The 23,787-nt window shown below is 46.2% G+C and carries 20 protein-coding genes; 11 read left to right on the forward strand and 9 right to left on the reverse strand.

The genetic code is table 11. The features are described 5' to 3' along the window. Positions 1-73: 73 nt before the first annotated feature. From mdh to tilS, 3 genes are all read right to left on the reverse strand, one after another. A complete protein-coding gene (gene mdh / locus L0U89_RS15615) occupies positions 74-1,012 on the reverse strand; it encodes a malate dehydrogenase (protein WP_008627171.1) in 939 nt (312 codons plus the stop codon). 179 nt (positions 1,013-1,191) lie between these two features. Next, a complete protein-coding gene (locus L0U89_RS15620) occupies positions 1,192-1,716 on the reverse strand; it encodes a Crp/Fnr family transcriptional regulator (RefSeq protein WP_008627175.1) in 525 nt (174 codons plus the stop codon). Then, a complete protein-coding gene (gene tilS / locus L0U89_RS15625; RefSeq protein ID WP_234862374.1) occupies positions 1,713-3,035 on the reverse strand; it encodes a tRNA lysidine(34) synthetase TilS in 1,323 nt (440 codons plus the stop codon). The genes L0U89_RS15620 and tilS overlap by 4 nt, the downstream gene beginning before the upstream one ends. Positions 3,036-3,084: 49 nt before the next feature. On the opposite strand from tilS, the gene L0U89_RS15630 reads away from it, so the two are divergent. The 6 genes from L0U89_RS15630 (at position 3,085) to porD (ending at position 9,052) form a co-directional block, all read left to right on the forward strand. Next, the gene (locus L0U89_RS15630; RefSeq protein ID WP_234862375.1) at positions 3,085-4,704 is read left to right on the forward strand and encodes an OstA-like protein; all 1,620 of its coding nucleotides are present in this window, start codon (positions 3,085-3,087) and stop codon (positions 4,702-4,704) included. Positions 4,705-4,882: 178 nt separating this feature from the next. Further along, complete coding sequence (locus L0U89_RS15635) at positions 4,883-5,590, forward strand: T9SS type A sorting domain-containing protein (RefSeq protein ID WP_008627191.1); 708 nt, start codon at positions 4,883-4,885, stop codon at positions 5,588-5,590. 71 nt (positions 5,591-5,661) lie between these two features. Then, entirely contained in the window at positions 5,662-6,573 is a 912-nt protein-coding gene (locus L0U89_RS15640; protein ID WP_040480006.1) for an outer membrane protein assembly factor BamD, read from the forward strand. Between the two features lie 13 nt (positions 6,574-6,586). Further along, positions 6,587-6,901: a DNA-directed RNA polymerase subunit omega gene (locus L0U89_RS15645; RefSeq protein WP_008627197.1), complete on the forward strand. Its 315-nt coding sequence runs from the start codon at positions 6,587-6,589 to the stop codon at positions 6,899-6,901. Then, positions 6,902-8,110, forward strand: a complete 1,209-nt coding sequence (gene coaBC, locus L0U89_RS15650) for a bifunctional phosphopantothenoylcysteine decarboxylase/phosphopantothenate--cysteine ligase CoaBC (RefSeq protein ID WP_234862376.1) — start codon at positions 6,902-6,904, stop codon at positions 8,108-8,110. Positions 8,111-8,149: 39 nt separating this feature from the next. Beyond that, complete coding sequence (gene porD / locus L0U89_RS15655) at positions 8,150-9,052, forward strand: type IX secretion system protein PorD (protein WP_234862377.1); 903 nt, start codon at positions 8,150-8,152, stop codon at positions 9,050-9,052. 51 nt (positions 9,053-9,103) lie between these two features. Here the strand turns inward: porD and L0U89_RS15660 are convergent, their stop codons facing one another. Next, on the reverse strand, positions 9,104-9,922 hold the full coding sequence (locus tag L0U89_RS15660) for an NAD(P)-binding domain-containing protein (RefSeq protein ID WP_234862378.1): 819 nt from the start codon (positions 9,920-9,922) through the stop codon (positions 9,104-9,106). Positions 9,923-9,994: 72 nt separating this feature from the next. Between L0U89_RS15660 and L0U89_RS15665 the strand changes: the two genes are divergently transcribed. Further along, a complete protein-coding gene (locus tag L0U89_RS15665) occupies positions 9,995-10,438 on the forward strand; it encodes a hypothetical protein (RefSeq protein WP_234862379.1) in 444 nt (147 codons plus the stop codon). A 31-nt stretch (positions 10,439-10,469) separates the two neighbouring features. Here the strand turns inward: L0U89_RS15665 and L0U89_RS15670 are convergent, their stop codons facing one another. From L0U89_RS15670 to L0U89_RS15680, 3 genes are all read right to left on the reverse strand, one after another. Then, positions 10,470-11,108, reverse strand: a complete 639-nt coding sequence (locus L0U89_RS15670) for a sterol desaturase family protein (RefSeq protein WP_234862380.1) — start codon at positions 11,106-11,108, stop codon at positions 10,470-10,472. Positions 11,109-11,231: 123 nt separating this feature from the next. Further along, positions 11,232-12,377, reverse strand: a complete 1,146-nt coding sequence (bshA, locus tag L0U89_RS15675; protein WP_234862381.1) for an N-acetyl-alpha-D-glucosaminyl L-malate synthase BshA — start codon at positions 12,375-12,377, stop codon at positions 11,232-11,234. A 99-nt stretch (positions 12,378-12,476) separates the two neighbouring features. Continuing rightward, entirely contained in the window at positions 12,477-15,452 is a 2,976-nt protein-coding gene (locus L0U89_RS15680) for a serine hydrolase domain-containing protein (RefSeq protein ID WP_234862382.1), read from the reverse strand. 162 nt (positions 15,453-15,614) lie between these two features. Between L0U89_RS15680 and L0U89_RS15685 the strand changes: the two genes are divergently transcribed. From L0U89_RS15685 to L0U89_RS15700, 4 genes are read left to right on the forward strand one after another with little or no spacing between them, the layout of a single operon-like run. Continuing rightward, a complete protein-coding gene (locus L0U89_RS15685; RefSeq protein ID WP_234862383.1) occupies positions 15,615-16,019 on the forward strand; it encodes a hypothetical protein in 405 nt (134 codons plus the stop codon). Next, positions 16,016-17,890, forward strand: coding sequence for a DNA mismatch repair endonuclease MutL (gene mutL / locus L0U89_RS15690; protein WP_234862384.1), 1,875 nt, complete (start codon positions 16,016-16,018; stop codon positions 17,888-17,890). Before L0U89_RS15685 ends, mutL begins: the two co-directional genes overlap by 4 nt. 3 nt (positions 17,891-17,893) lie before the next feature. Then, positions 17,894-18,685, forward strand: a complete 792-nt coding sequence (locus tag L0U89_RS15695; RefSeq protein WP_234862385.1) for a rhomboid family intramembrane serine protease — start codon at positions 17,894-17,896, stop codon at positions 18,683-18,685. Between the two features lie 7 nt (positions 18,686-18,692). Further along, positions 18,693-19,616, forward strand: coding sequence for a rhomboid family intramembrane serine protease (locus tag L0U89_RS15700; RefSeq protein ID WP_234862386.1), 924 nt, complete (start codon positions 18,693-18,695; stop codon positions 19,614-19,616). Between the two features lie 40 nt (positions 19,617-19,656). Here the strand turns inward: L0U89_RS15700 and L0U89_RS15705 are convergent, their stop codons facing one another. Both L0U89_RS15705 and rlmN read right to left on the reverse strand, forming a co-directional pair. After that, positions 19,657-22,347 carry a Plug domain-containing protein gene (locus tag L0U89_RS15705; protein WP_234862387.1) on the reverse strand — a complete coding sequence of 897 codons (2,691 nt, stop codon included), beginning with the start codon at positions 22,345-22,347 and terminating at the stop codon, positions 19,657-19,659. Between the two features lie 143 nt (positions 22,348-22,490). Beyond that, positions 22,491-23,558 (reverse strand): dual-specificity RNA methyltransferase RlmN, encoded by a 1,068-nt coding sequence (gene rlmN, locus L0U89_RS15710; RefSeq protein WP_234862388.1) that lies wholly within the window; start codon positions 23,556-23,558, stop codon positions 22,491-22,493. Between the last annotated feature and the right edge of the window lie 229 nt (positions 23,559-23,787).

Here is a 23,787-nt window from a genome sequence, read left to right on the forward strand (position 1 = left end):
CAATCCGAATTCCAATAAAATAAAAAAATCCCGATTAGCGTCGGGATTTTCTCTATTGCAAACGTAAGGAATGTTATTTGGCGGACAACTTGTCCAAAACGTTCATTACTTCTTTCACGTGACCCCTTGATACCTCAAGAAGGGCTTTTTCCTCGGCATTCAAATCCAGTTCGATTACCTGCTCGATGCCGTTTTTCCCGAGGATGACAGGCACGCCAAGGTAGCAATCGTCAATGCCATACTCTCCGTCCAGCTTGATGCAAACTGGGAATACACGACGCTGGTTCTTGACGATGGACTCTACCATTTGTGCAGCTGCCGAACCTGGCGCATACCAAGCGGAAGTTCCCATAAGTTTCACCAATTCACCGCCGCCAAACTTAGTCCGCTCGATGATTGCATCCAATTTATCCTTTGCGACCAATTCGGTCACAGGAATTCCAGCCACAGTGGTATACCGAGGTAGTGGCACCATGGTATCTCCATGTCCACCCATTAGAATCGCTTGGATTTCCTTGGAAGAGATATTCAGCTCGTCAGCCAAAAATGCCCTGTATCTCGCGGTATCGAGGATTCCAGCCATACCCATCACCTTTGTCCTTGGCAACTTGGAAGTGATGTGTGCTTGGTAAGTCATCACGTCAAGCGGATTGGAAACTACAATGATGATGGCATTTGGGGAATATTTGACAACATTTTCCGTCACAGACTTCACGATTCCGGCATTGGTTTCGATAAGGTCGTCACGGGTCATTCCGGGCTTCCTTGGAAGGCCGGAAGTGATGACTACCACGTCAGAATTGGCAGTTTTGGAATAGTCGTTGGTGCTACCAACAGTCCTGCTGTCATATTGGTTGATGGGGGCTTTTTGCCAGATATCCAAGGCTTTTCCCTCTGCAATACCTTCCTTGATGTCCACGAGGACGATCTCCTCGGCAATCTCCCTATAGGCCAAAACATCGGCACAGGTTGCGCCCACATTGCCTGCACCGACCACGGTTACTTTTGTCATGATATTTGGTTTATTTTTAGATGAAACATTGATTTCAAAAGTGGCGCTAAGTTATTAAACAAAGCCTTCCAAATAAAAGATTATCCAACAATAGTTGACCACAGGTGGGTTTTGGAATGCAAATGGCAACGGGGAGTTGACTTCCTTCCACCAATCCAATTTCTCCGAAAACAAAATTCCTATTGAGGGGTCTCGAACATTTCCCCGAGGTTGAAAAACCCGAAGGAATTCTTGTAAGACTTAAAGAGCCGACGATTGTTCTCGTTGTAATATTCCGCCAAGGAAGTCATGATTTTTGCCTTGATGGTAGGATGGCTATCGAATACTTCCTGGATCGCAAAATGCGGAATCACCATCAACTCAGCCTGGTCCGAATTGACGATGGCTGTATATATCCTGGTGGCATTCTCAATAAAGGAATTTTCCCCAAAAGCTTCCCCGCGACGCGCTTCTTTGATGACTTCAAAGGTATCCTTCACATCCAGCGTCAAATGGATGATACCCTTCGTGACAACATATAACGCTTGACTCGGATCACCACGGAAGAAAATCACCTCTTCTTTTGCGTATTTGCGATATTGGATGGCAGGAAGAAACCTAGCCATTTCAAGGTTTTTGAGCCTTTCGAAAAAATTGACTTGGGAAAGAAACTGAAAAACCTCTAGTTCCTGTTCACTGAAAGTCCTGGAAAATGGATTGATCATTTTTGAGTTTTTTTGAAATAAAGCACCTCTTTTGTGCGCTCGTCTATTTTAAAACGGTCAGAAATCCGATAGCCCATCACCCAGACGATTTCTTCACCAGAAAGCATGACAAGCACCTGCTTTTTCTTGATAAGCGGGACTTTCAAATCTACCAATAAATCGCTGACTTTCTTTTCCCGATCCATGCCGAGCGGCCTGATTTTGTCTCCTGTCTCCCATTTTCGGATGCGAATCGGGAACACCAGCTTCCCGAGGTCAAACATGGCATTATCGGGCGCAGGATCGATTTCGACCGGGGCCAGCAGTTTCAATATGTCATATTCAAAGTCCCAAATCCTGCAGGAAATATCATGAACATTGACTGCTTTCTCCTGCCAGTCAAAACTAGATTGTCCTAAAATGAGAAAATCCCGGTCGCAGTTCAGCATATAGCCTCCCGCAATAAATGACTTCCCGGCTTCCGCCCTGTCCACGGCAGCGATGATATCTTCCGCATCATGCATCGAAAATCCAAAATCCCTGATCCAATAATAAAGCATCGAGATTCTCCCAGCCTGCTGTCCAATATCCTGAATAGCAAGGTATTGGAACCCCTCCTCTGACTTAATGTGGTATTTTTTCCATTCTTCATAAAGTGAAAAAAATGCCCTCCCCGTATCCTTTAACCGCTGAAAACTCCCAGCCATCTGCTGCAGGCTTCCAGGTATTGCGCGCTCAAACACCGGCAAAATCTCATTTCTAAGGACATTTCTCTTGTATTCATTACCCGCATTGCTACGATCTTGCCGCCAAGCAAAGCCATTTTCCTTCATGAAAGCATGGATCTGTGCTTTTGAAAACGGTAATAATGGGCGTATAATATGTCCGCGGATATCCGCCATACCGTAGATACCTTCGATACCGGTACCTCTCAGGAGATTGAGAAAAATGGTTTCCAATTGGTCATCGGCATGGTGGGCGACAAGGACTGCCTCGAGACCGTTTCGCTCCAACAAAGACTCGAACCAAGCATACCTAAATTCCCTTGCTGCCATTTGGGTGGATAGTCCCGTGGCCTCCAAGGCTTCTTTACTGGTGTGCGTAACAAAAATCGGTACTTGCCATACTTCTGCTAAAGCACGTGCAAATCCCTCGTCAGCCTGACTCTCCTCACCGCGGAGACCGAAATTGACATGGGCGACCGCAAATCCGATTCCAGACCGCTTCAAAAGCTGACCAAGACAAACACTGTCTATCCCGCCACTTAATGCCAAAAGGTACGTTTTGCCCGAATCCAAAAGTTTTTTCTCCCGTAAGTGGTCTTTAAAAAGCGCTTCCATAAGTCAAAAATATCATTTTTGGTTAATTTGCGCCCACATCGGTTTCCAAATGCTCCAAAAGTTTCTTTTGTCCATCGCCTGCCTGTTTGTTGTGGGACTATCAACTGTCAGTGCCCAAAACACACTCGAGATTTTAAATGCGGAGCTTTTGCAGGGAGCGGGCGGATTTGAGAGACTGATATCAGATGTGCGGATGAAGCACCAGAATACGCTGATTTACTGTGACTCGGCGCATTTTTTCAGGGCTGAAAATCGCGCGATACTTTATGGCAACGTGCGCTTTGTGGACCAGGAAGATCCCGTGACTACTACCAGCCGGTATGCGGAATATGACGGGGCCACAAAAGTTGCAAAATTGCGCACAAACGTAGTCTTCAAGAACCAGTCGACCTCTTTGTACACTGATTTTCTCGATTACAACAGAGTCACGGGTGTCGCAAATTATTTCAACAAAGGAAAAGTCGTTGACAGCGTCAATGTCCTGACTTCCAAGGAAGGAACCTACGAAACCACATTGGAGAAGATTACTTTTTCGAGAATGGTCGAATTGATCAATCCCGATTACACCCTTCGAACCAATTTCCTGATTTACTATACCATTCCGAAAACCTCCGAAACAGTCGGGATCACGAATATTATTGCCAAAGGTGGGGAAAGACTCAACGCCCAAAAGGGTAGCTATTATGACACCGAAAACAAGATCTTCAGGTTTTATGATGGTGAAGTGGAAACCGAAACCAGCAGAGTATACGCTGAGACGCTCTTCTACGACGAAAAAAAGAAATATTACGAGGGTAGAGCCAACGTAAGCGTGTACAATAAGGAGCGGGAAATCGAAGTGTTTGGGGAAGAAGGTAAATATTGGGAAGACCGAAAATACAGCATTGTCGTAGGGAATGCGCTCGTGAGGAAGTATTTTGAAAAGGACACCATGTACATGTCGGCAGACACACTCATTTCACAGGACAGTGACAAAGCCGAGGAAAAACAGCTGTTGGCTTTTCATAATGTAAACTTTGTGAAGTCTACCATGTCGGGAAAATCGGATTCGTTGGCCTATGTCTATTCGGATTCGACCATACACTTATACCGTGATCCGGTCATTTGGGACAATAAAAGCCAAATCTCCGCGGACAGCATCAGGTTTTTGATCGCAAACGAGGAAATCGACAAAGTCTATCTCACCCAAAAAGCGTTTACAATCAGCAAAGATTCCATCGGCAATTTCAATCAGATGAAAGGGCGAAAAATGACGGGCTATTTCAAAGACCAAAAAGTCAGCCGCCTGCATATCCAAGGAAATGGGGAGTCCATTTATTTTGACCTGATCGGTGATTCAACCTTACGCGGGATGAACAAGATGCTGTGCGCCAACATCATCATGTTTTTCGAGGAAGGTAAATTGATTAAGGCAAACTGGCTGGTGAAGCCGGAGGGCGAATTCAAACCACCTCATCTGATCGAGGAGAAAGACCGGAAATTGGAGGGGTTCAACTGGCGGGAAAGTGAAAAGCCGAGCATGGAAACCATCAATAGCTGGCGAATGCCGAAAAAAAGGGGAAAAAATCCTTTTAATTTTTTTGATGGCCCGGATATTGTGATTCAGGCCCCGAGTGATGAGGAAATACAAAAACTATTGGAGGAAAAAACAAAATCCACCGATAACTAACTCGTTGAAAATCAACCCGTCTCAAAAGATCGCGTCTGCAACGGATTTTCTCCGGAAAAATTTTAAAAAGGTTAACAAAATTTAACCGCCAATGTATCAAAAGACCAAACCTATTTGGTATCTTTAGTCGTATTAATCAATGATTTAACGCTTCGTCGCCTATAGAATTCAACTTTACATGAAACGATTCTTCCTGACATTTCTCACCGCATACTTTTTGCTGACGGGTTATTCGTCGGCACAAGTGAGGGTTTTGTCGGAGAGCGTTGAGTTCAGCGGTCGTATCGGAACTTCACAACGGAAATCGCTCATCATCCAAAACGAAAGCAGTCAAGTCAAAGACTATAATTTGAAATTCTTGAGAGGAAACATTGGTTCTTCCCAAAACATCAAATTGTGTATTTCGGACAAATGCTACGATCCACGACGGGATTTTGCAAAAATCAAACTTACCCTTCAGCCGGGTGAGATTTTCACAGATCTGTACATTGAATTCGAAATGGGCATCTCAGAGACAAAAGGCAACTTCGATCTTCAATTCGTGAATGCAACGAATCCTCGCGACGTTTTCGTGATCGAATCGGTCTATGAAGTTTTCAACCCATCGATAGACAACACCAACCACAAAGACATCTCCATCGGCAGTGCCTATCCAAATCCAAGTAGTAGGTCTGCACAGATTGATTATGAATACAAAAATCCAAACGCTTCGGCTAAGATTACCATCAACAGCTTTATAGGTAACCCGGTGGCAGAATATACCCTGGATCCAACACAGAAAAACATTGTCATCAACGTCTCCGACCTCAATCCCGGGGTTTATTTTTACACTTTATTTGTTGACAACAAAAATATTGTGACCAAAAAGCTCGTTGTCAAGAAGTAGAAATGACGCTCTCCCCCACCCTTCATTGGTTTAGAATGAATTATACCCTATATTTGCGCCTCCAAAAAGCGATGAAAAAAAATTTCCTATACGTTCTCCCTGTATTGATTTTGTTGACCGTGAGTTCTTGCGGCAAATTCTACAAGCTGGAGAAAAGTACCAACTGGGAAGAGCTCTACGAGGCGGCTAACAATTATTATAATGCTGGAGAGTATAGCAAAGCCATCATCCTTTACGATAAGGTGTTACCCGTCATTCGTGGGAGTGAACGCGCGGAGTTGGCGGACTTCAATTACGCCTATTCTCACTTCCGGATGAAGCGTTACATCGAGGCGGCTGGCTATTTCAATACCTTTTATCAGACCTATAACAGAAGCCCCATGGCGGAAGAGGCACTGTTTATGAATGCCTATTCTTTGTATTTGGATGCGCCTGATTATAACTTGGATCAGAAAAGCAGCCGAGATGCAGTGAATGCGATTCAGTTATTCATCAACAGATTCCCGCAGTCTGATTCCTATGAAAGGGCGACTGCCATGATTGAGGATCTGCAAGTGAGATTTGAAGAAAAGGCCTACCAGGAATCCATGCTCTACCTCAGGTTAACTGATGGTTTATTCCCCGGTGATTTCTACCGTGCCTGCATCATCAATTTCCAAAACTTCGCAAAAAATTACCCAGACTCAAAATACAATGAAGAATTGGGATATAAACTCGTCGAAGTAGCCTTGGCTTATGGCAAGGGCAGCAAGTTTGACAAAAAAGAAGAGCGCCTGAATGACGTATCCAAATACGCAGATCAGTTTAAGAGAAGATACCCTGACAGCAAATATGTGGGAAGAGTAGAGGAGTTTGAAAAAACAGCACAGGCAGAGATTCTGGCGTACCAAAAACTCAAGAAAGAGTACGATGAACAGCTTGCCCGCGCCAATGAAGAGGCTGCAAGCGAACAGGCCACCGAAAACAAGAAAAAGAACCAATAAAAATCACAATAATATGGCAGTGAATCCTTCGATCATCACAAGAGATTTGGATAAAGTATCCGAGCCGACCGGGAATCTGTACGAATCCATCCACGTGGTTTCCCAAAGAGCCAAGCAGATTTCCTCCATCATGAAGGAGGAATTGAATACCAAGCTTTCCGAATTCGCCTCCACCGTGGACAATTTGGAAGAGGTTTTCGAAAACAAAGAACAAATCGAAATATCGAAGTTCTACGAAAGGATGCCGAAACCGTCCACATTGGCGATGGAAGAATTCATGGAAGGAAAACTTTATTTCAGACATCCGGAAACTTCATCTGAAGAATAAATGCGGCTGAAAGACAAGAAAATCCTATTGGGAGTCACCGGCAGCATCGCCGCCTACAAGTCGGCGATTCTCACAAGGTTGTTAGTCAAAGAAGGAGCAGAGGTACAAGTCATCATGACTTCCTCTGCTCTTGATTTTATTACCCCACTGACACTTGCCACACTTTCCAAAAGGCCAGTCCACCACCGATTTTATGAGAACAATACAGGCCAATGGACCAACCATGTAGAGTTGGGACTGTGGGCTGACTTGTTGCTGGTGGCGCCGATTTCGGCAAATACCTTGGCGAAGTTTGCCAATGGCATTTGTGACAACCTCCTCGCGGCCACCTACCTGTCTGCAAGATGTCCAGTGATGCTGGCACCTGCCATGGATTTGGATATGTACCAGCATCCGTCCGTGAGGGAAAACATTACCAAACTAAGTCAATTCGGTAATCTGATTTTGGAAGCCGAAGACGGCGAATTGGCCAGCGGTCTTTCTGGTCAAGGAAGACTGATGGAACCAGAGCATATTCTCGAAAGGGTATTGGAGTTTTTTTCTCCCGAGACCGAATTTGTTGGAAAGAACATATTGATCACCTCCGGCCCTACACAGGAAGCCATCGATCCAGTGCGGTTTATCAGCAACCATTCCTCGGGAAAAATGGGCGCTGCCATCGCCCTTGCCTTCGCTGAAGCGGGGGCAAAAGTACATTTGGTGTTGGGCAAAGGAGCGGTGAAGCCAGACCATCCCAATATCCAGATTCAATCGGTACGGAGCGCCCAAGAAATGTATGACGCCTCCGCCAAGCTTCATCCAGCCATGGATATCTGTGTGTTTGCGGCAGCTGTCGCAGACTATGCACCCAAACATGTTGCGGCCGAAAAAATCAAGAAGGACGGCGAAGGAATGGTCCTCGAATTGGCTAAAAACATTGACATCGCATATACCTTGGGACAACAAAAACGGTTTCATCAGATCCACGTGGGTTTTGCCTTGGAAACTGAGCGCGAAGAATTCCACGCCAAGCAAAAGTTGACCAAAAAGAATTTTGATTTGATCGTTTTGAATTCAACCAAAGATGAAGGTGCTGGCTTCCAGTTGGATACGAATAAGGTGAGGCTGTTTAGGGAAGACGGATACTCGGTAGAATCCGGCGTACTTCCAAAAACAGAGGTTGCCAAACTCATTTTGGAAGAAATCAAGAAATTGCCTGTTAAAATTTAGGCATTAGTCCTTCGTTATCTTTAGCGATCTGAATCAATCATGAAGATACAGCTACTACTCGGATTGTTTTTTTTGTGCCTGACACAAGCCCTCAGCCAGGAGCTTAACATTTCCGTCATCATCAATAGTGACCGCGCAAGGACTCAGGAAACCCGGGTATTTGAAGACATGAAGGTGAGCTTTGAGCAATTCATGAATGGCAGGACCTGGACCAACGACCAGTTTCAGCCCCAGGAAAGGATCAAAGGCAACATGCTGATTACCATTTCGGACATGCCCCAGATTGGCTTCTATAACGCAACGGTGCAAATCCAAAGCGTCCGGCCCGTGCATGGTACCGGCTACGAATCCATGGTTCTCAATTTTATTGACAGAAACTGGTCATTTGAATACCTTCAGTCCCAGCCCCTTGAATTCAACCGATTCACCTTCCTAAACAATATCAGTTCGCTTCTGGCCTACTATGCCTATATCATGCTCGGGTTTGATTACGACAGCTTCTCACTCAGGGGTGGCGACCCCTACTTCGAAATCGCCAACACAATCGTCAACAACGCCCAACAATCCCCGAGACCCGGATGGGGAGCCAGCCCAAATGACCGGAGAAATAGGTATTGGCTAATCAATGACATTTATACTTCCTCGGTCTTTTCATCCATCCGGGAGGCGATTTATCTCTACCATCGGAAGGGGCTCGATCTGATGATCACCAATCCCGAGGAAGCCTATATCAATATCCTAGAGGCTATTAGGCTGGTTGTGGAGGCAAATGATGCCCAGCCCAACAGCATTTTTACCATTGCCTTTGTAGACGCGAAAGGCGATGAAATCAGCAAAATTTTCAGGAATGCGCCAAAAGAAATCAGGGCTGAAGCAGTGGCCTTGATGCTAAGGGTAGACCCTAACAATGCAAAACGATACAACGAACTCTTGAAAGGCTGAGACCCGACTTAAATTCAAAACTGCTGTATTCACTGACTTTGGGATTGGAAATCACATTTCATACCAAAAATCCATCGGATCGGGATAGCCAAATTTGAATCCAGTCTCCAGTATTTTTTCGGAAGAAATCACCTTTGAAGGCATCGTCCCTCTTGGCGCATAGCTATTTGGTGCAGGGAAACCCAGCTCGACCGCGTTTCTTTCATAGATATCACGTCGGCGTGGATGGATTGGTGCTACGGCATTGAAAACCGCTCCAAAGAGTTCTTTCTCAATAACCCATGCAGCCAATCTGACAGCGTCATCACGGTGGATAAAGTTGACGGGCGTATCACCTACCACATTGTCCTTTCCCGAAAAATACCTGCCCGGAATCCGATCGACTCCTAAAAGCCCGCCATATCGAATTACCGAACAATGAAGTCCCTTGTCTTCGAACCATAATTTCTCCGCTTGAAGGATTCCTGGGCTACCCGAATTTTCTTTTGTCAGTGGATAATCTTCTGAATATTCAAAATCTGCATCAGGATAAACTGACGTAGAGCTTGCAAAAATCACTTTCCTGATACCTGCCTGCTTCGCCATTTCCTTCAAAAACTTGTTTTGCTCCAGGTAAAAGGAATCCGAATTCACTCGGCTTTTGGGCGGGATATTGACGAACAGCACATCAGCCACGAAGAGGCTTCCAAACCCTGCTCCTTCCGGATGGGGTGAAAAACGGAGTACAGCAGCATCGATTCCCTCCGCTTTCAGTGAAACGGACTTCTCCGTGGATGTGGTACTGCCCTTGACGAGTAAGCCTTGTCTCAAAAGATGTTGTGCCAAAGGCTTACCCAGCCAGCCAAGTCCTACAATCGATACTGTTCGCATTTTCAGTTGTTTTTTAAAAGTTTTTACTAAATTCAAAAACCGTATTTAGGCAAAATTAATCCCCATAAAAGGATGGAAATTTATTTTTTTGGAAAGGATTTTGGAATCAGGTTAGCCATCATGGCGACGGTTTTTCTTTTGCTTTCCTGTAATGCAAGCGAAAAGGACCAAATCCAAGGAGATTGGTACAGCTTCGACAAGGATTCTGTCTATTTTGAGTTGTACATTAACGACACGATGATTGTCCTCAATCAGCCGCAGATTGGACCAGTTGGTTATGATTATGAAGTGAAAGATGACAGATTGATTGTGAGCAATTCGGTCGGTATGGAGCGGATTTGGAAATTGGAGGAAATTACTTCAGCATCGATGACAATGTCTGATAGCCTCGAGCGGCTTCAATATTTTCGCTTGAATGTTGGAAAAAGCTTTTTCAATAGCCTAGTTGATTCAGCAAGTTTCAGGGAGTTTTCAGAAAACTTCAATACCCGGTTTGCTGTACAAAGCAAAAAATGAAAAAACCCTCCGGCTTCGGAGGGTTTTTCAGTTAATAACTTTTCTTCGGCATTGTCCCCAGAATGTAATCCCAAAGCGGGGAACTCACGCCAAATGCCGCATCGGGATCTTTGTAGTGATGTATTGAATGATTCACCCAGAGTACCCTGAAGAAGTTTCTCGGCGGCTGATATGCATGGACCATGTAGTGAACACCCAAATACGCCGCATAGCCAATCATGAATCCAGGCAAAAAGAATAATCCATAGTCTCCCATCAGGAATGTAAACAAATAGTAAAAGATCACCGCATACACAAGTGTTATGAATGGAGGAAGTGTCAACCTGTCTTTATCTTTTGGATAATCATGGTGAACCCCATGCATGTTATATTGGATTTTGTCTTTTATAGGTGTATCGGGAATCATATGGTAGATATACCTATGCATTAGATACTCTAACAAAGTGAATCCTAAAATCCCTAAAATTAGAACGCCAAAGCCCGCATACAGCGATATGTCTGTAGTCTTGAAGCCCCAATAAAGGGAAATGCCTCCGGTTGCAAGCCACAACGTAATTGGAATGGAGATATGAGTTCTGGTAAGCTTTTCCAGGATAGGGTTTTTAAACATTTGCGCAGAACCATGATTGTCTGGCCTGTCCAATCTCCCGATTTTTTTGAGTGTAGTCATATTGTCGGCAGCTAAAAGGTTGAAGGATGAAAATATAATTTGGTCTAGTTTAACGTATGCAAATTTAATTTGTTGACTTCATTTGTCAATCAAGCACTTCGATATTTAGTCTTATGATCTTTGTCAGACTTTGGCTGTTGCAGGCCTAGTCTTCTCCAAAGTGCGCTGATAAACTTCCTCGTAAAGTGGCAGGATATTGGTCACGTCAAATTCACGCGCCCGATCCAAAGCGCGTCTTTTAAATCCTGGAAGATTGGCGTCATCTAAAATGTATAATGCCTTTTCAGTCATGGTTTTGACGTCTCCTACCTCACAAGTAAATCCTGTCACACCATCAATGTTTAACTCCGGTATCCCACCGGCATTTGAACTCAAGACGGGTACTTCACAAGCCATCGCTTCCAAAGCCGCCAAACCAAAGCTCTCCCGCTCTGAAGGCATCACAAACAAATCGGCAACAGAAAGAACCTCCTCTACTGCCTCTAGTTTACCTAAAAAACGGATATCGTCACAGGTTCCGAGGTCTCGACATAGTCGTTCCATTCGGTCACGCTCGGGCCCATCTCCAACCAAAAGCAACTTGGCTTTGATTTTTTTCCTCAATTCATAAAAAACATGAATGACGTCTTCCACGCGCTTCACTTTTCTGAAATTGGAGGTGTGTACCAAAAGCTTTTCGTCATTTGGGCATATCGCCATTTTAAAATGCTCCTTTTTCTGCCTTTTGAAGCGCTCTAGATCGATAAAGTTGGGAATAACTACAATATCTTTTTTGATTTCGAAATGCTCATAGGTGGATTTTCGTAGGTCCTCGGAAACGGCCGTTACCGCATCAGATTGATTGATACTGAACGTCACCACCGGAGCATAGCTTGGATCTCTGCCCACAAGGGTAATATCGGTACCATGCAAAGTGGTGACGACCGGAATATGAATCCCCTCTTCTTTCAAAATCTGCTTGGCCATGTAGGCCGCCGAAGCATGGGGGATGGCGTAGTGCACATGCAACAGGTCCAATTTCTCATACTTGACTACGTAGACCATTTTGCTGGCCAAGGCCAACTCGTAAGGAGCATAATCAAAAAGTGGATAACTTTTGATATCCACCTCATGGTAGAACAGGTTCTGGTTGAAAAAATCGAGACGGGTTGGCTGGCTATAGGTAATGAAATGGACCTGATGGCCTTCCTTGGCCAAGGCTTTTCCCAATTCCGTCGCTACCACCCCACTCCCACCAAATGTCGGATAACATACTATCCCTATCTTCATGCTGGCTTGTGTTTGTAATTTCTACAATGCTAACAACACTTCTAATACTCCGTTTTGTTCAGAATGCCGCCAACAAATTTTCCTTCCCAAATGGGCGGTTCACTGACGCATGGACTGGTAGATGACATCGTGAATCTCTTGCCGGACATTATCCTTGAGCAAGAGGTTGTTTTCAGCATCTGGATGGACACGATTGGATAGAAAAACATAGACCAAGTTATGATCGGGATCTGCCCATGTACAGGTACCGGTGAAGCCCGTATGTCCGAAGGTATTTTTCGAGGCCAAAACTCCGGCACTGCCACCCTTACCGCGCTCGGGTTCCGGTTTGTCCCAACCCCATCCTCGTCTGCTTTGGGCGGATTGGCGTTTCGTGAACTCACTCACTGTCTGGGGATCCATCATATCCACATCGGCATATTTACCTCCATTCAGCATCATTTGCATCATGACGGCCAAATCACCGGCTTTTCCAAACAATCCCGCATGCCCCGCAACTCCCCCATACATGGCTGCCCCCGGATCATGGACATATCCTTGGATGACTGTTTTTCTGAACGCAACATCATCCTCAGTCGGAGCCACCATGTCAATGCCGTATTTTTTGAAAGGATTGAAGGTCATCGTGTACAGCCCGAGGGGTTGGTAGATGTTTTGGTCGAGAAACTCGTCCAAGGGCTGATTGGTAACCCGTTCGACCAAAGCCTGCAACAGGTACATCGTCAGATCAGAATAGACGTAGCTGTATCGATTTCGGCCTTGCTCCTTTTGCCGTAGTTTCGATTGGATGGTCCAGTGCCAGAGGCTATCTCGAAGGGAATTCATTCCATACATGTTGTTTGAAACAGGGGTCGTGAAACCCGGCTCAGGCTTTTCCCGATAATACTCTGACTTCCATCGCCCCGATTCCACGGTCTTTGCATAATGGGGAATAAAGGCCACCAAACCTGCCTCGTGTGCCAAAACATCCTTCAAAATCAAAGGGCCCTTATTTGTACCTTTAAGTTCCGGCAAATACCTCTCGAGCGGCTTGTCCATATCTATCTGGTTGCGGCTGGCCAAAAACATCACTGCCTGCGTAGTCGCCAAGATCTTGGTCACGGAAGCCAAATCATAGACCGTTTCGGTCGTGACTGGTTTTTTCTTAGTGTAATCATAGTAGCCATAGGCTTTTTCAAAAACGACCTGACCATTCTTTGCCACCAAAACGACGCCACCCGGGAAAGCCTTTTTTTTGATACTGATATCCATGATGGTATCTATTCTTGCCAAGACATTCCGGTTCATTCCTTGGCTTTCGGGAAATGTATATGAAAGCCGATTCAATCCTTCCAAATATCCTCCTGTGCCCATCCTATAGGTTGTATTTGTCGAAACGGGCAATATTCCGTGAGCATCCCTTGCCCCAAAAATCAATTCCGGAACAAGGCGCTGCGTTGTCGAATTGTTTTCAAAGGCAATCACATGGTGTGAAACGTCCGGTAAAAACTTAGTGGAATAAGCGTTGCCGAAAACTACCAGCGTCACATCCTGGCGCTCTGACAAGCGCTTCAAAAACTGATAGTCTGAATTCGCCATCCCAAAACTTCTGTTGGGATTGTTGGTGATGCCCATCATAGCGATCACTATGTGATTGTATAGCGCAAGTTGCTTTGCGAGCGTGTCCTGACTGGCTTGATCGGCAGCCTTTCCAATTTCGAAATGGGCAAATTTGGCATATTTGTCGAGCCTTTTCTGAAACTCTTTGCCGTCTCCACCAATGGTTAATGAAGCGAAGTTTTTGAGGTCCAAATTCCTAAATGGCAAAAGATTGTTCTTGTTGGAAGTGACGGTGATGGCGCGGGCATAAAGCCGCTCGGCCAAGATTTCGGCAGCAGGACGATTGATGCGATTGACTAGGTCTCTTGTATCTATCGGCTTCCTTTGGCTGAGCCCAGCCCAATACTTAGCCTTTAAAATCTTCTGTATCCTGGACTCTACTTCTTCTTGGGAAATCTTCCCGTCCTGGATAGCCTGTAGGATCATCGCCTTTGCCTTTGGGACGTCCTGGGAATACAGAAGGACATCATTTCCGGCCAAAAGCGCCCTCAAGTCCACTTCGCCTGGTTTGTGATATTTGGTGACACCCTGCATGTTGAGCGCATCTGTGAAAACCAAGCCGTTGAAATTCATTTGGGTTTTCAGAAGATCGCTGACCACATACTTGGAAAGCGTTGTTGCTTGGTTAGGTGAACTATCCAGATTTGGGACGTGGAGATGGGCAACCATCACGCTCATCAAGTCGTTTTCGATCAATTCGCGGTAAGGATATAAGTCGATATCGATGATGCGCGTGACTGAATGATTGATCACTGGCAAGGCATAATGTGAATCGTTCTCCGTGTCTCCGTGTCCGGGAAAATGCTTGGCATTGGCCATGATTCCATTGTCCTGAAGGCCTCTCATGTAGGCCAGGGATTTGCGGGTGACCAGTCTTTTCTCCTCTCCGAAGGCCCTGTATCCGATCACTGGATTATTAGGATTGGAGTTGACATCTACGACAGGGGCGAAATTGATATGCATTCCCAACTCTTTGAATTGGTGGGCGATCTCCTTTCCCATTTCGTAGATCAGTTCATCGTCAGGCAAGGCACCCAGCGTCATGGCCTTGGGAAATCCGATAATGGAATCCAAGCGCATATTCACGCCCCACTCGGCATCCATGGCTACAAACAGCGGGATCTTCGAAATTGATTGGTAGCGATTTGTCAAATGCGCCTGTCGGACCGGCCCTCCCTGGAAAAATATCACACCTCCGATTTGGCTTTCGGTGATCAACCTCTCGATTTCGGCGACATGCCTCGCGTCTTTGTTGGAATAGGCGGCCACCATGAAAAGCTGCCCCAGCCTTTCTTCAAAGCTCGTATTCCGAAAAATACTGTCCACCCAAGCCATCTGACTTGATTGGTCGATCACGGCCAAGGGATCCTTTGCCTTCCTGAATATCTCTTCGGCGGGCTTCTTTCTACCAAAAACTGCCCCGGTAATCAGGAGAAGCAAAAATCCCATCCACACCAGCCAAACTTTTCCCCCCATGCTCCTGTTTAATTTTTATTGCTTGTGATTAGGTTTAACTTTGTATGAATATACATCGTTTGCACAAACATTACGAAAAAAAACCGCGCTTAGTATGATATTGTGATGGTCGGAACGCAGGTTTTTTTCTAATATTCCCAAATTCATTGAATCGGTCCAAACATGAAATTCCCTTCCATATTTAGAGTAGCCCACCCGCAAAGATTTGAAATCAAGCCGCGTTATTACGACCCGGTAAAGGAAGAAATCGAACAGCGAACCTCTCGGATCAAAAAAGAACTCCAAGCCGAAGGCAAAATTCCGCTCGATGGGGATGATTTGGACAGCGATTTCTACTCATCTTCTATCCGTGGGGCATTTGCCAGTGGAAGTCAAATCCGGGGAAGGAGCACATCTCCGTTCAATAGTGCCGGTCTGATGCGCTTGGTCATCTTTGTACTTTTGATCGTAGCAGTCTTTGGGTATATCTATTTGGGTCCTGAAGCTTTGTATACCATGGCTTATTTGATTGGTGGATTGGCATTGCTGGTCGTCTTTTTCAGAATTAAGGGCAAATCAGGGAAATGAGCGATATCATCCAACTGCTTCCTGATGCGATTGCCAACCAGATAGCTGCGGGTGAGGTCGTCCAAAGACCAGCATCGGCCCTCAAGGAAATGTTGGAAAATGCCGTAGACGCCGGTGCCACCCATATCCAGGTAATCGTCAAGGAAGCAGGGAAAACGCTCATTCAGATGATCGACAACGGAAAAGGCATGTCCATGACCGATGCCCGAATGTGTTTCGAACGCCATGCCACCTCCAAAATCCGCACTACGGAGGATCTTTTTGCCATCCGCACATTTGGCTTCCGGGGAGAGGCTTTGGCTTCCATAGCTGCAGTGGCGCAGTTGGAGATGAAAACCAGGCAAGCGAGTTCCGAACTAGGCACGCTGATCCAAATTGAAGGGTCCGAAGTCAAGAAACAAGAACCTGTTTCGTGCCCAATCGGCACATCCATTTCGGTCAAAAACCTGTTTTTCAACGTGCCGGCACGGCGCAATTTCCTCAAGTCCAACCCAGTCGAAATGCGCCATATCGTGGAGGAATTCCAAAGGGTTGCGTTGGCATACCCGGAAATTGGATTCAGCTTGTACCAAAATGACCTTGAGCTTTTCAAACTTGTTCCTGGAAAACTCAGCCAGCGCATCGTGGGCATCTTTGGCAAGTCCTACCAAGGACAATTGGTGGCGTGTCGGGAAGAAACCCCACACCTCAATATCCACGGATACATCGGAAAACCGGAGGCGTCGAAAAAGACGCGGGGCGAGCAGTTCTTCTTCGTGAACAACAGGTTTATCAAAAACAACTACCTCCACCATGCCGTGGCCAATGCCTACGAAGGACTGATGGGTGCAGATATGCAGCCGTTTTATGTGCTTTTCTTGGACATTGACCCAAGCCATATCGACATCAACGTCCATCCGACCAAGACAGAAATCAAGTTTGACGACGAACGGACCGTGTATGCCGTGATCCGGTCGGCAGTGAAGCAAGCCCTAGGCGCCCACCATGTCGTGCCATCGCTCGATTTCAGCTATGATGTCAATTTTACCGAAAATTGGAAAAAAACTCCCGGGCAAGCCGAAATGCTGACCAGGGAACATATCATTCCCACAGATGAGGGCATCCAAGAAAACCAATACAAGAGCTTTCAAACTCCCATGTTCAAGAAACAGGCTGTTTCGGGTTGGGAGAAGCTATTTGAGGGACAGCAGAAAAACCTGATGATTTCCGAGCGGGAAATTCCTGCCGAAATTCCAGAACTTGAGGATATCCTCACCCTTCCTTCCAAAGCCAACGAAGACAGGTTTCCCTTTCAGGAAAGTCATGCTACGGGAAACACATTCCAAGTAGAAAACAGCTATGTCGTGGCGCAGCTTTCGTCCGGTTTGGTCATTATCGAGCAGCAGTCTGCCCACGAGCGCATCCTTTTTGAGCGCTACAGCAAGCAACTTACCCAAGCTGCAGGTGCATCACAGCAGTGCTTGTTTCCGTCCCATATCCAACTGAGTCCTGCAGACTTTGCTTTGGTCATGGACATGCAGGAGGAACTCAGCCGATTGGGATTTTTGATTGACCCGTTCGGGAAAGATACGTTGCTCATCCGTGGTGTTCCTGCAGATATCCAGGTTACCAATGAGAAGGCTTTGTTTGAGGGGCTTTTGGAACAGTTCAAGATATTCAAATCCGAGCTTTCCGTCGATAAACGCGAAAGTCTCGCCCGTGCCATGGCCAAGAGATCCTCCATCAAAAGAGGCACAAAATTGGATACCGCAGAGATGGAAACCATCGTCGGACAACTATTTGCCTGCCAAAATCCAAATTATGGCCTTTCAGGGAACAAAACCTTCATCAAAATAGATTTACAACAGATCCACGGCTTTTTCAACAAATAGCTCATGTTCAGACCCATCACGCCCATAGTCAAGAATCTCCTGATCATCAATATTGCGCTGTATGTCGTGGCAGCCTTCGTGTTGCCCAACCTCTCGGCGATTTTTGCCTTGTACCATATCCAAAGCCCAAGATTTATCCCGACACAGTTTCTGACCTACATGTTCATGCATGCTGATGGTTGGCATTTGTTCAGCAACATGTTTGGATTGTTTGTGTTCGGCCCTTTGTTGGAGGAATTTATCGGCCCCAAGAAGCTATTGACGCTTTGGATGGTTTGTGGCGTGGGTGCGGGAGTTTTGTATTCGGGATACACCAGTTTTCAGACTGCGCAGATAGATGCACAGATTTCTTCGTTTTATACCAATCCAAGTCCAGAGCTATTCACGGATTTTGTGAAAGATCACAGGAATATGTTTAAGAATTCCGTGTATGACTTTATCGATGCCTATGACCGCAATCCTGATAATCCTGTACTCATCCAGCAGGCAAAGGACAATCTAATGGCTGTTCGGAGTAATTCCATAAGTTTCCCGATGGTGGGAGCCTCCGGGGCATTATTTGGCGTGCTGATTGCATTTGGGATGTTTTTCCCAAACACCCAGCTGATGTTGTTGTTTCCTCCTATACCCATCAAGGCCAAGTACTTGGTCTTGGCCTATGGCGTTTATACGGTATATTCAGTCATCATTGACAATCCACAGGACAATGTGGCCCATTTTGCCCACCTCAGTGGATTGGTAATTGGTGCGGGGTTGGTATATTATTGGAAAAAAAGCAGGAAAAGTTTTTACTGATCGGGCTATGTACGAAGGATTCTGGTATAATCTCAAAAACGCATTTAGGCAAAACAACAACAGCCTGTACAAGATCATTGCGATCAACCTCTTGGTGTTTGTCGTGATGTTGTTTGCCAGGGTGATTCTCAATTTTTCCGGAGGTGCATCGATCTATGAACTGCTGCGCACCAATCTGATGATGCCGGCGGCGATTCCTCAGTTGTTGCTAAAGCCATGGACAATCATGACCTACATGTTTTTTCATGAAGGTATCTTCCATATTCTTTTCAACATGCTGTTCCTGTATTGGTTCGGGATGCTGCTGCATGAGTATTTGGGCAGTAGAAAACTGGCCAATATCTATATTCTGGGTGGAATCGCAGGTGGCCTTTTCTACCTGTTGATGTACAATGTTTCCCCATTTTTTGCGGATGTACTGCCGAATGCAAAGATGCTTGGTGCAAGTGCTGGCGTGTATGCCGTCGTCGTGGCAGCGGCCACGCTTTCGCCCAACACGACTTTCTTCCTACTATTGCTTGGCCCGGTCAAGATCAAATACATCGCGATTTTTTATGTGCTGATTGCATTTGCCAACTCAGACGGCAGCAATGCCGGGGGAGAACTGGCCCACCTGGGCGGGGCGGCCCTCGGGTTTCTTTATGTCAACCAACTGCGAAAAGGAAGGGACATGGGTGGATGGATTCAGGCGATTGGACGGTTTTTCGAAAAACTGTTTGCCAAAAAACCCGCAGTAAAGGTGACTTACCGTAAGGAAAAAGTCAGCTCTTCCGAATCCTATCGAAGCTCCAAATCGAGCGGTGCGGCCGCAAGATCACAGGAGACCACCCAAGAGGAAATCGACCAAATCTTGGACAAGATTGCTGCCAAGGGTTATGATGCGCTCAGCAAGGAAGAGAAAAGGAAACTGTTTGAGTTCAGCAAAAAATAGCTGTAATCCTTCTAGGCATTGACCAAAGCTCATCCAGACATCAAGGCGTTATTTCTTTTTCAAAATAGGATAGCTTGCCGTTTTTGTCCATTCCCTGAATCACGAGCTTGTAACCTTGTACAACGTCGCTGTTGAAAAACTCGATCGTGCCTGAATTGCCATCGATTGCAACTTTCGGATTCCAATAGAGCGTCGAGCGAAAATCCGGTTTGGGGCTGTTTTCTTGATCATACTTCGGCATGTAAAATTCCCTAGCTGTGGAATATCCCGGAAACCTCAAATTGAACACCCCTTCACCTGCTTCCAATACTCCCCCGCCACGCTTGGTATAAAACGCGATCGCACCACCTGCGCCCGCCGAACCAAAAATCGCCAAACTCGCACCATCCTTGAATACATCGACTGCCGCTAAATCCCTCGGGCTGATCGAGCTGATAAACTGTGCGTCCACTGGCACGTTGTCCAATAGGAAAATCGGTGAAACCGGATTGAGGGATCCGGCGCCACGAATCGTCACCGTCGGGGCACCCATCGGATTGGGCTTGATGCTGACACCGGAAAACCTTCCTTGGAGCAATTGCCAAATATCATAGTACCCCTCAAAACCTCCAATATCAGAGGGAATCAGGCTTGCATCTCCCTTGCCATACATCCGGGTGATGTTTTCCTGCTCGGGCTGGTACTTTTGCGCCTTCACCACAAATTCCACTATATCCACGGTTCCCATCTCATCAAAAGCGGCAGAAGACTGTCGGCGCTTTTCTGCTTGCGTCAAAAACTCCTGCAAATACCGATCAGCCTCGAAGCTCTTTTGCATCGGAACAAATCCCTCCCATTGCTGGTATTTCGCCAAAGGCGGGTCAAGCTCGAGTTGGACGAGTTCCTTGAGTCTTTTGTCCCTTACGGTCAATACCAATTGGGTGGTATCCGTAAAAGTCATGTCGTCGATGATAAACTTTCCGTTTTCGGTATATTCCACTGCAAGGAAATCCTGTTCGTTACCTTTGCTGAACACATTGATAATTCCACCTCCAAGACCTTTTTTGTTCCCGTCCTTTGGGGAAACCGTACCTGTGATATTGATGCCCTGCTCAATGAAATTGCTGTTGTTGAATTTCTTGGATAGAACTTCTTCCCAATCAAAGCGCCTCCAACCATGTGTCAGCATGACGAGTTCGATACCTTCATGATCACGATCCTGACCAAAAAGCCTGATCGGCTGATGGATTTTTCCTTGGAGTTCCGATTCGAGTTTGAGATAAGAAAGAATGTTGGAATTCGACTGAAAGGATTGTTCCTGTGCGTCGATGACGGACACAGAATAGTTTCCCCCTTCAAATCCTTCCCCGTCCACTTGAAATGACCAGGTATTTTTCGCCCTTGGCGCTAAATTTACTTGTGGGGTGTTCACGGTGAGTGCACGCTCGTCTCTCCCAGAAATGTATACCAAGCGCTCCGCCAAGGGAGTTCCCCCAGGCTCAAATACGGCAATTTGATTGATTCCAGATACCAATTGGGCTTTTCGGATGCGAGCGCCGGTGACGCCGTTTGCGAGGTTGATCACCTGCATATGGCCAATGCGGCCCCGGGCATGGACTACCAGTAGGGCTTCGCCTGTTGGTGATATTTGTCCAAAATCTCTGGCTTGTATCAGGATATTGACAAGGGCTTCGTTCGAATTGTCCACCGTGAGGTTAATGCCAGAAGCCTTGGTTGGAGGCAAATCGACCGTGCGGGAATTGCCATCGATGGTAATTTCTGCGGTATATTTTTGCCCTATTTCAGGAGTCAAGCTAAATACTCCAAGTCCAGATGTGTTTGTTTCAAAAGGTATTTTTTCCGTTCCGTTTTGTACCAGGCCGGAAATTTTGGCTGGAGTGCCATCAGGATAAACAGCCCTGACGGCGACCTTATTTGCAAATCCTGCTACCAAGTCACCTCCCTCTGGCAAAAACTGAATATCTACACTTCGACTGGCGAAGGGCAATACAAACTGACGCTCGACGCGGTATTCCTCGTTTTCCTCCCAAGTTAGAACCAAAGTCGACACCACAATCTCGCTTCCGATCGGAACTTGAAATCCTATCGTCCCTTTTCCCTCAGCATCCAATTTTAGGGCATCTGTTTTGATATCTGTAGAGCCGATTTTCCAAGTAGCGGATATCTTACCTGAGGTCAACGGCTTGAGCGAGCGATCTAAAACCGTAACCGATCCCTGATAGCTTGTACCTAGGTTGGTTTCCGATTTTTCCCAAACAACCGCTGGTTGGAAGCTGAGATTGTATGGCTCGAAAACTTGAATTGTCGTCGAAAACACCGCATCATTCCCAAATCCGCGCATCCAATGGGAATAAGCTTTTACCTGATAGACGCCTTCCTGAATAAAATTATCCAGACGAAATTCACCTGCGCCGTGCCCCTCCTTGATTTCAATCGCCTTTTGTTGGATAAGGTTTCCCGTATTATCGAGCAGATCCACGTAAAGAACTTTGCTCAAAGGCGATGGTACATCCGGGCTTCCTGCCGTCAGATAGCACGAAAACCAGATATTGTCGCCAGCGGAATAGATATTTTTATCCAAATGCAGAAAGGCCTTCTCCTCAGGAAAATCCGCGACGTAGGCTTCCATGTTGGCCAAAATCTTTTCCGTCAATTCTGCGATACCGAGCGGCTGTTGGTTGATAAATGGGAAGAAAAATGGCACAACAAAAAAAAGCAGCAGGTTTTTCATAAAGGTTGGTTTACTTAAAACAAAACTTTGAACACGTGAAACTACGTCAAACTTATAGTTAAGTTTTGTTTCATCCGAAAAAATCCTACTCAAAAGGACAAGCGGCTAGTTAAGCCTTTGAAATCCAAAAAGAAAAATTTCCCTCAGGCCATACCCAGTTGCGCCACCTCATTTTTGTTGGCAAGCTGGCCACAAGCCGCGTCAATGTCCTGACCTCTGGACTTGCGGACTTTGGCTACGATGCCGTTTTGTTCCAAAATGCGCACGTACATATCCACCGCTTCTTGGGATGCCTGCCGATATTCACCCTCATCGATCGGATTGTATTGGATGATATTGACTTTGGAAGGGATGATTTTGCAGAATTTGGCCAAGGCCCGCGCATGGGTCTCGTCGTCATTGATCCCATCCCAAATGACGTATTCGTACGTCACCTTCCGCTTGGTCTTTTGGTACCAATACTTCAAAGCTTCCGCCAAATCCTCGAGGGGATTTGAATCGTTGATCGGCATCAGACGGCTTCGTGTCTCGTTGACGGCGGAATGCAGGGAGATGGCAAGGTTGAACTTGACTTCATCATCTGCCATTTTCTTGATCATTTTGGGAATGCCCACGGTCGAAAGGGTAATCCGCCTTGCTGCCATGCCGAGGCCTTCGGGAGAAGTGATTTTATCGATCGCCTCTACGACGTTGGCATAGTTGAGCAGCGGCTCGCCCATGCCCATGAAAACGATATTGGTCAGTGGTCGGTTGAAGTACGTCTCGGCCTCCTCCTTGATCGCGACCACTTGGTCGTAGATTTCATCTGGGTTGAGGTTGCGCATCCGCTTGAGGCGGGCGGTGGCGCAAAAGTTACAGTCGAGGCTACAACCGACTTGTGAGGAAACACAGGCCGTGATGCGCTTGGAAGTTGGAATCAACACCGACTCGACGATTTTGCCGTCGAACAGCTTCACGGCATTTTTGATCGTGCCGTCGCTGGAATGCTGCATCAGGTCCACGTGGATATGGTTGATGGAAAAATGCGCCTTGAGCATCTCCCGGGTTTCCTTGGAGATATTGCTCATGTCGTCGAAGTTCTTCAATGATTTGTTCCAAAGCCATTCATACACCTGCTTGGCACGGAACTTCTTTTCGCCTTTTTCGACAAAGAATTCCTCCAACTGCTCCAAACTCAACTTCCTGATATCTTGCTTTGCGGTACCTTCCATGGTGCAAAGGTAGGGGAAATAAGATTTCAGATTTGAGAATTGAGATTTGAGATTGGAATGTCACGTCCTGAATTTACTTGACACTTTTTTCATTGTTTTTCCTTTGTTTTCAATCCTCTTAAATGCTTCAAAGTCCAAGCGGTGAAACCAGTCAAGGCCGACGCGTAGCGGCGTTCATATAGCCTTGACGGGTTTCCTGCTTGGGCTACCTTTGCGTTTGAGAGATGAA

It is taken from the genome of Mariniradius sediminis, assembly GCF_021491425.1.
Lineage (GTDB): Bacteria > Bacteroidota > Bacteroidia > Cytophagales > Cyclobacteriaceae > Mariniradius > Mariniradius saccharolyticus.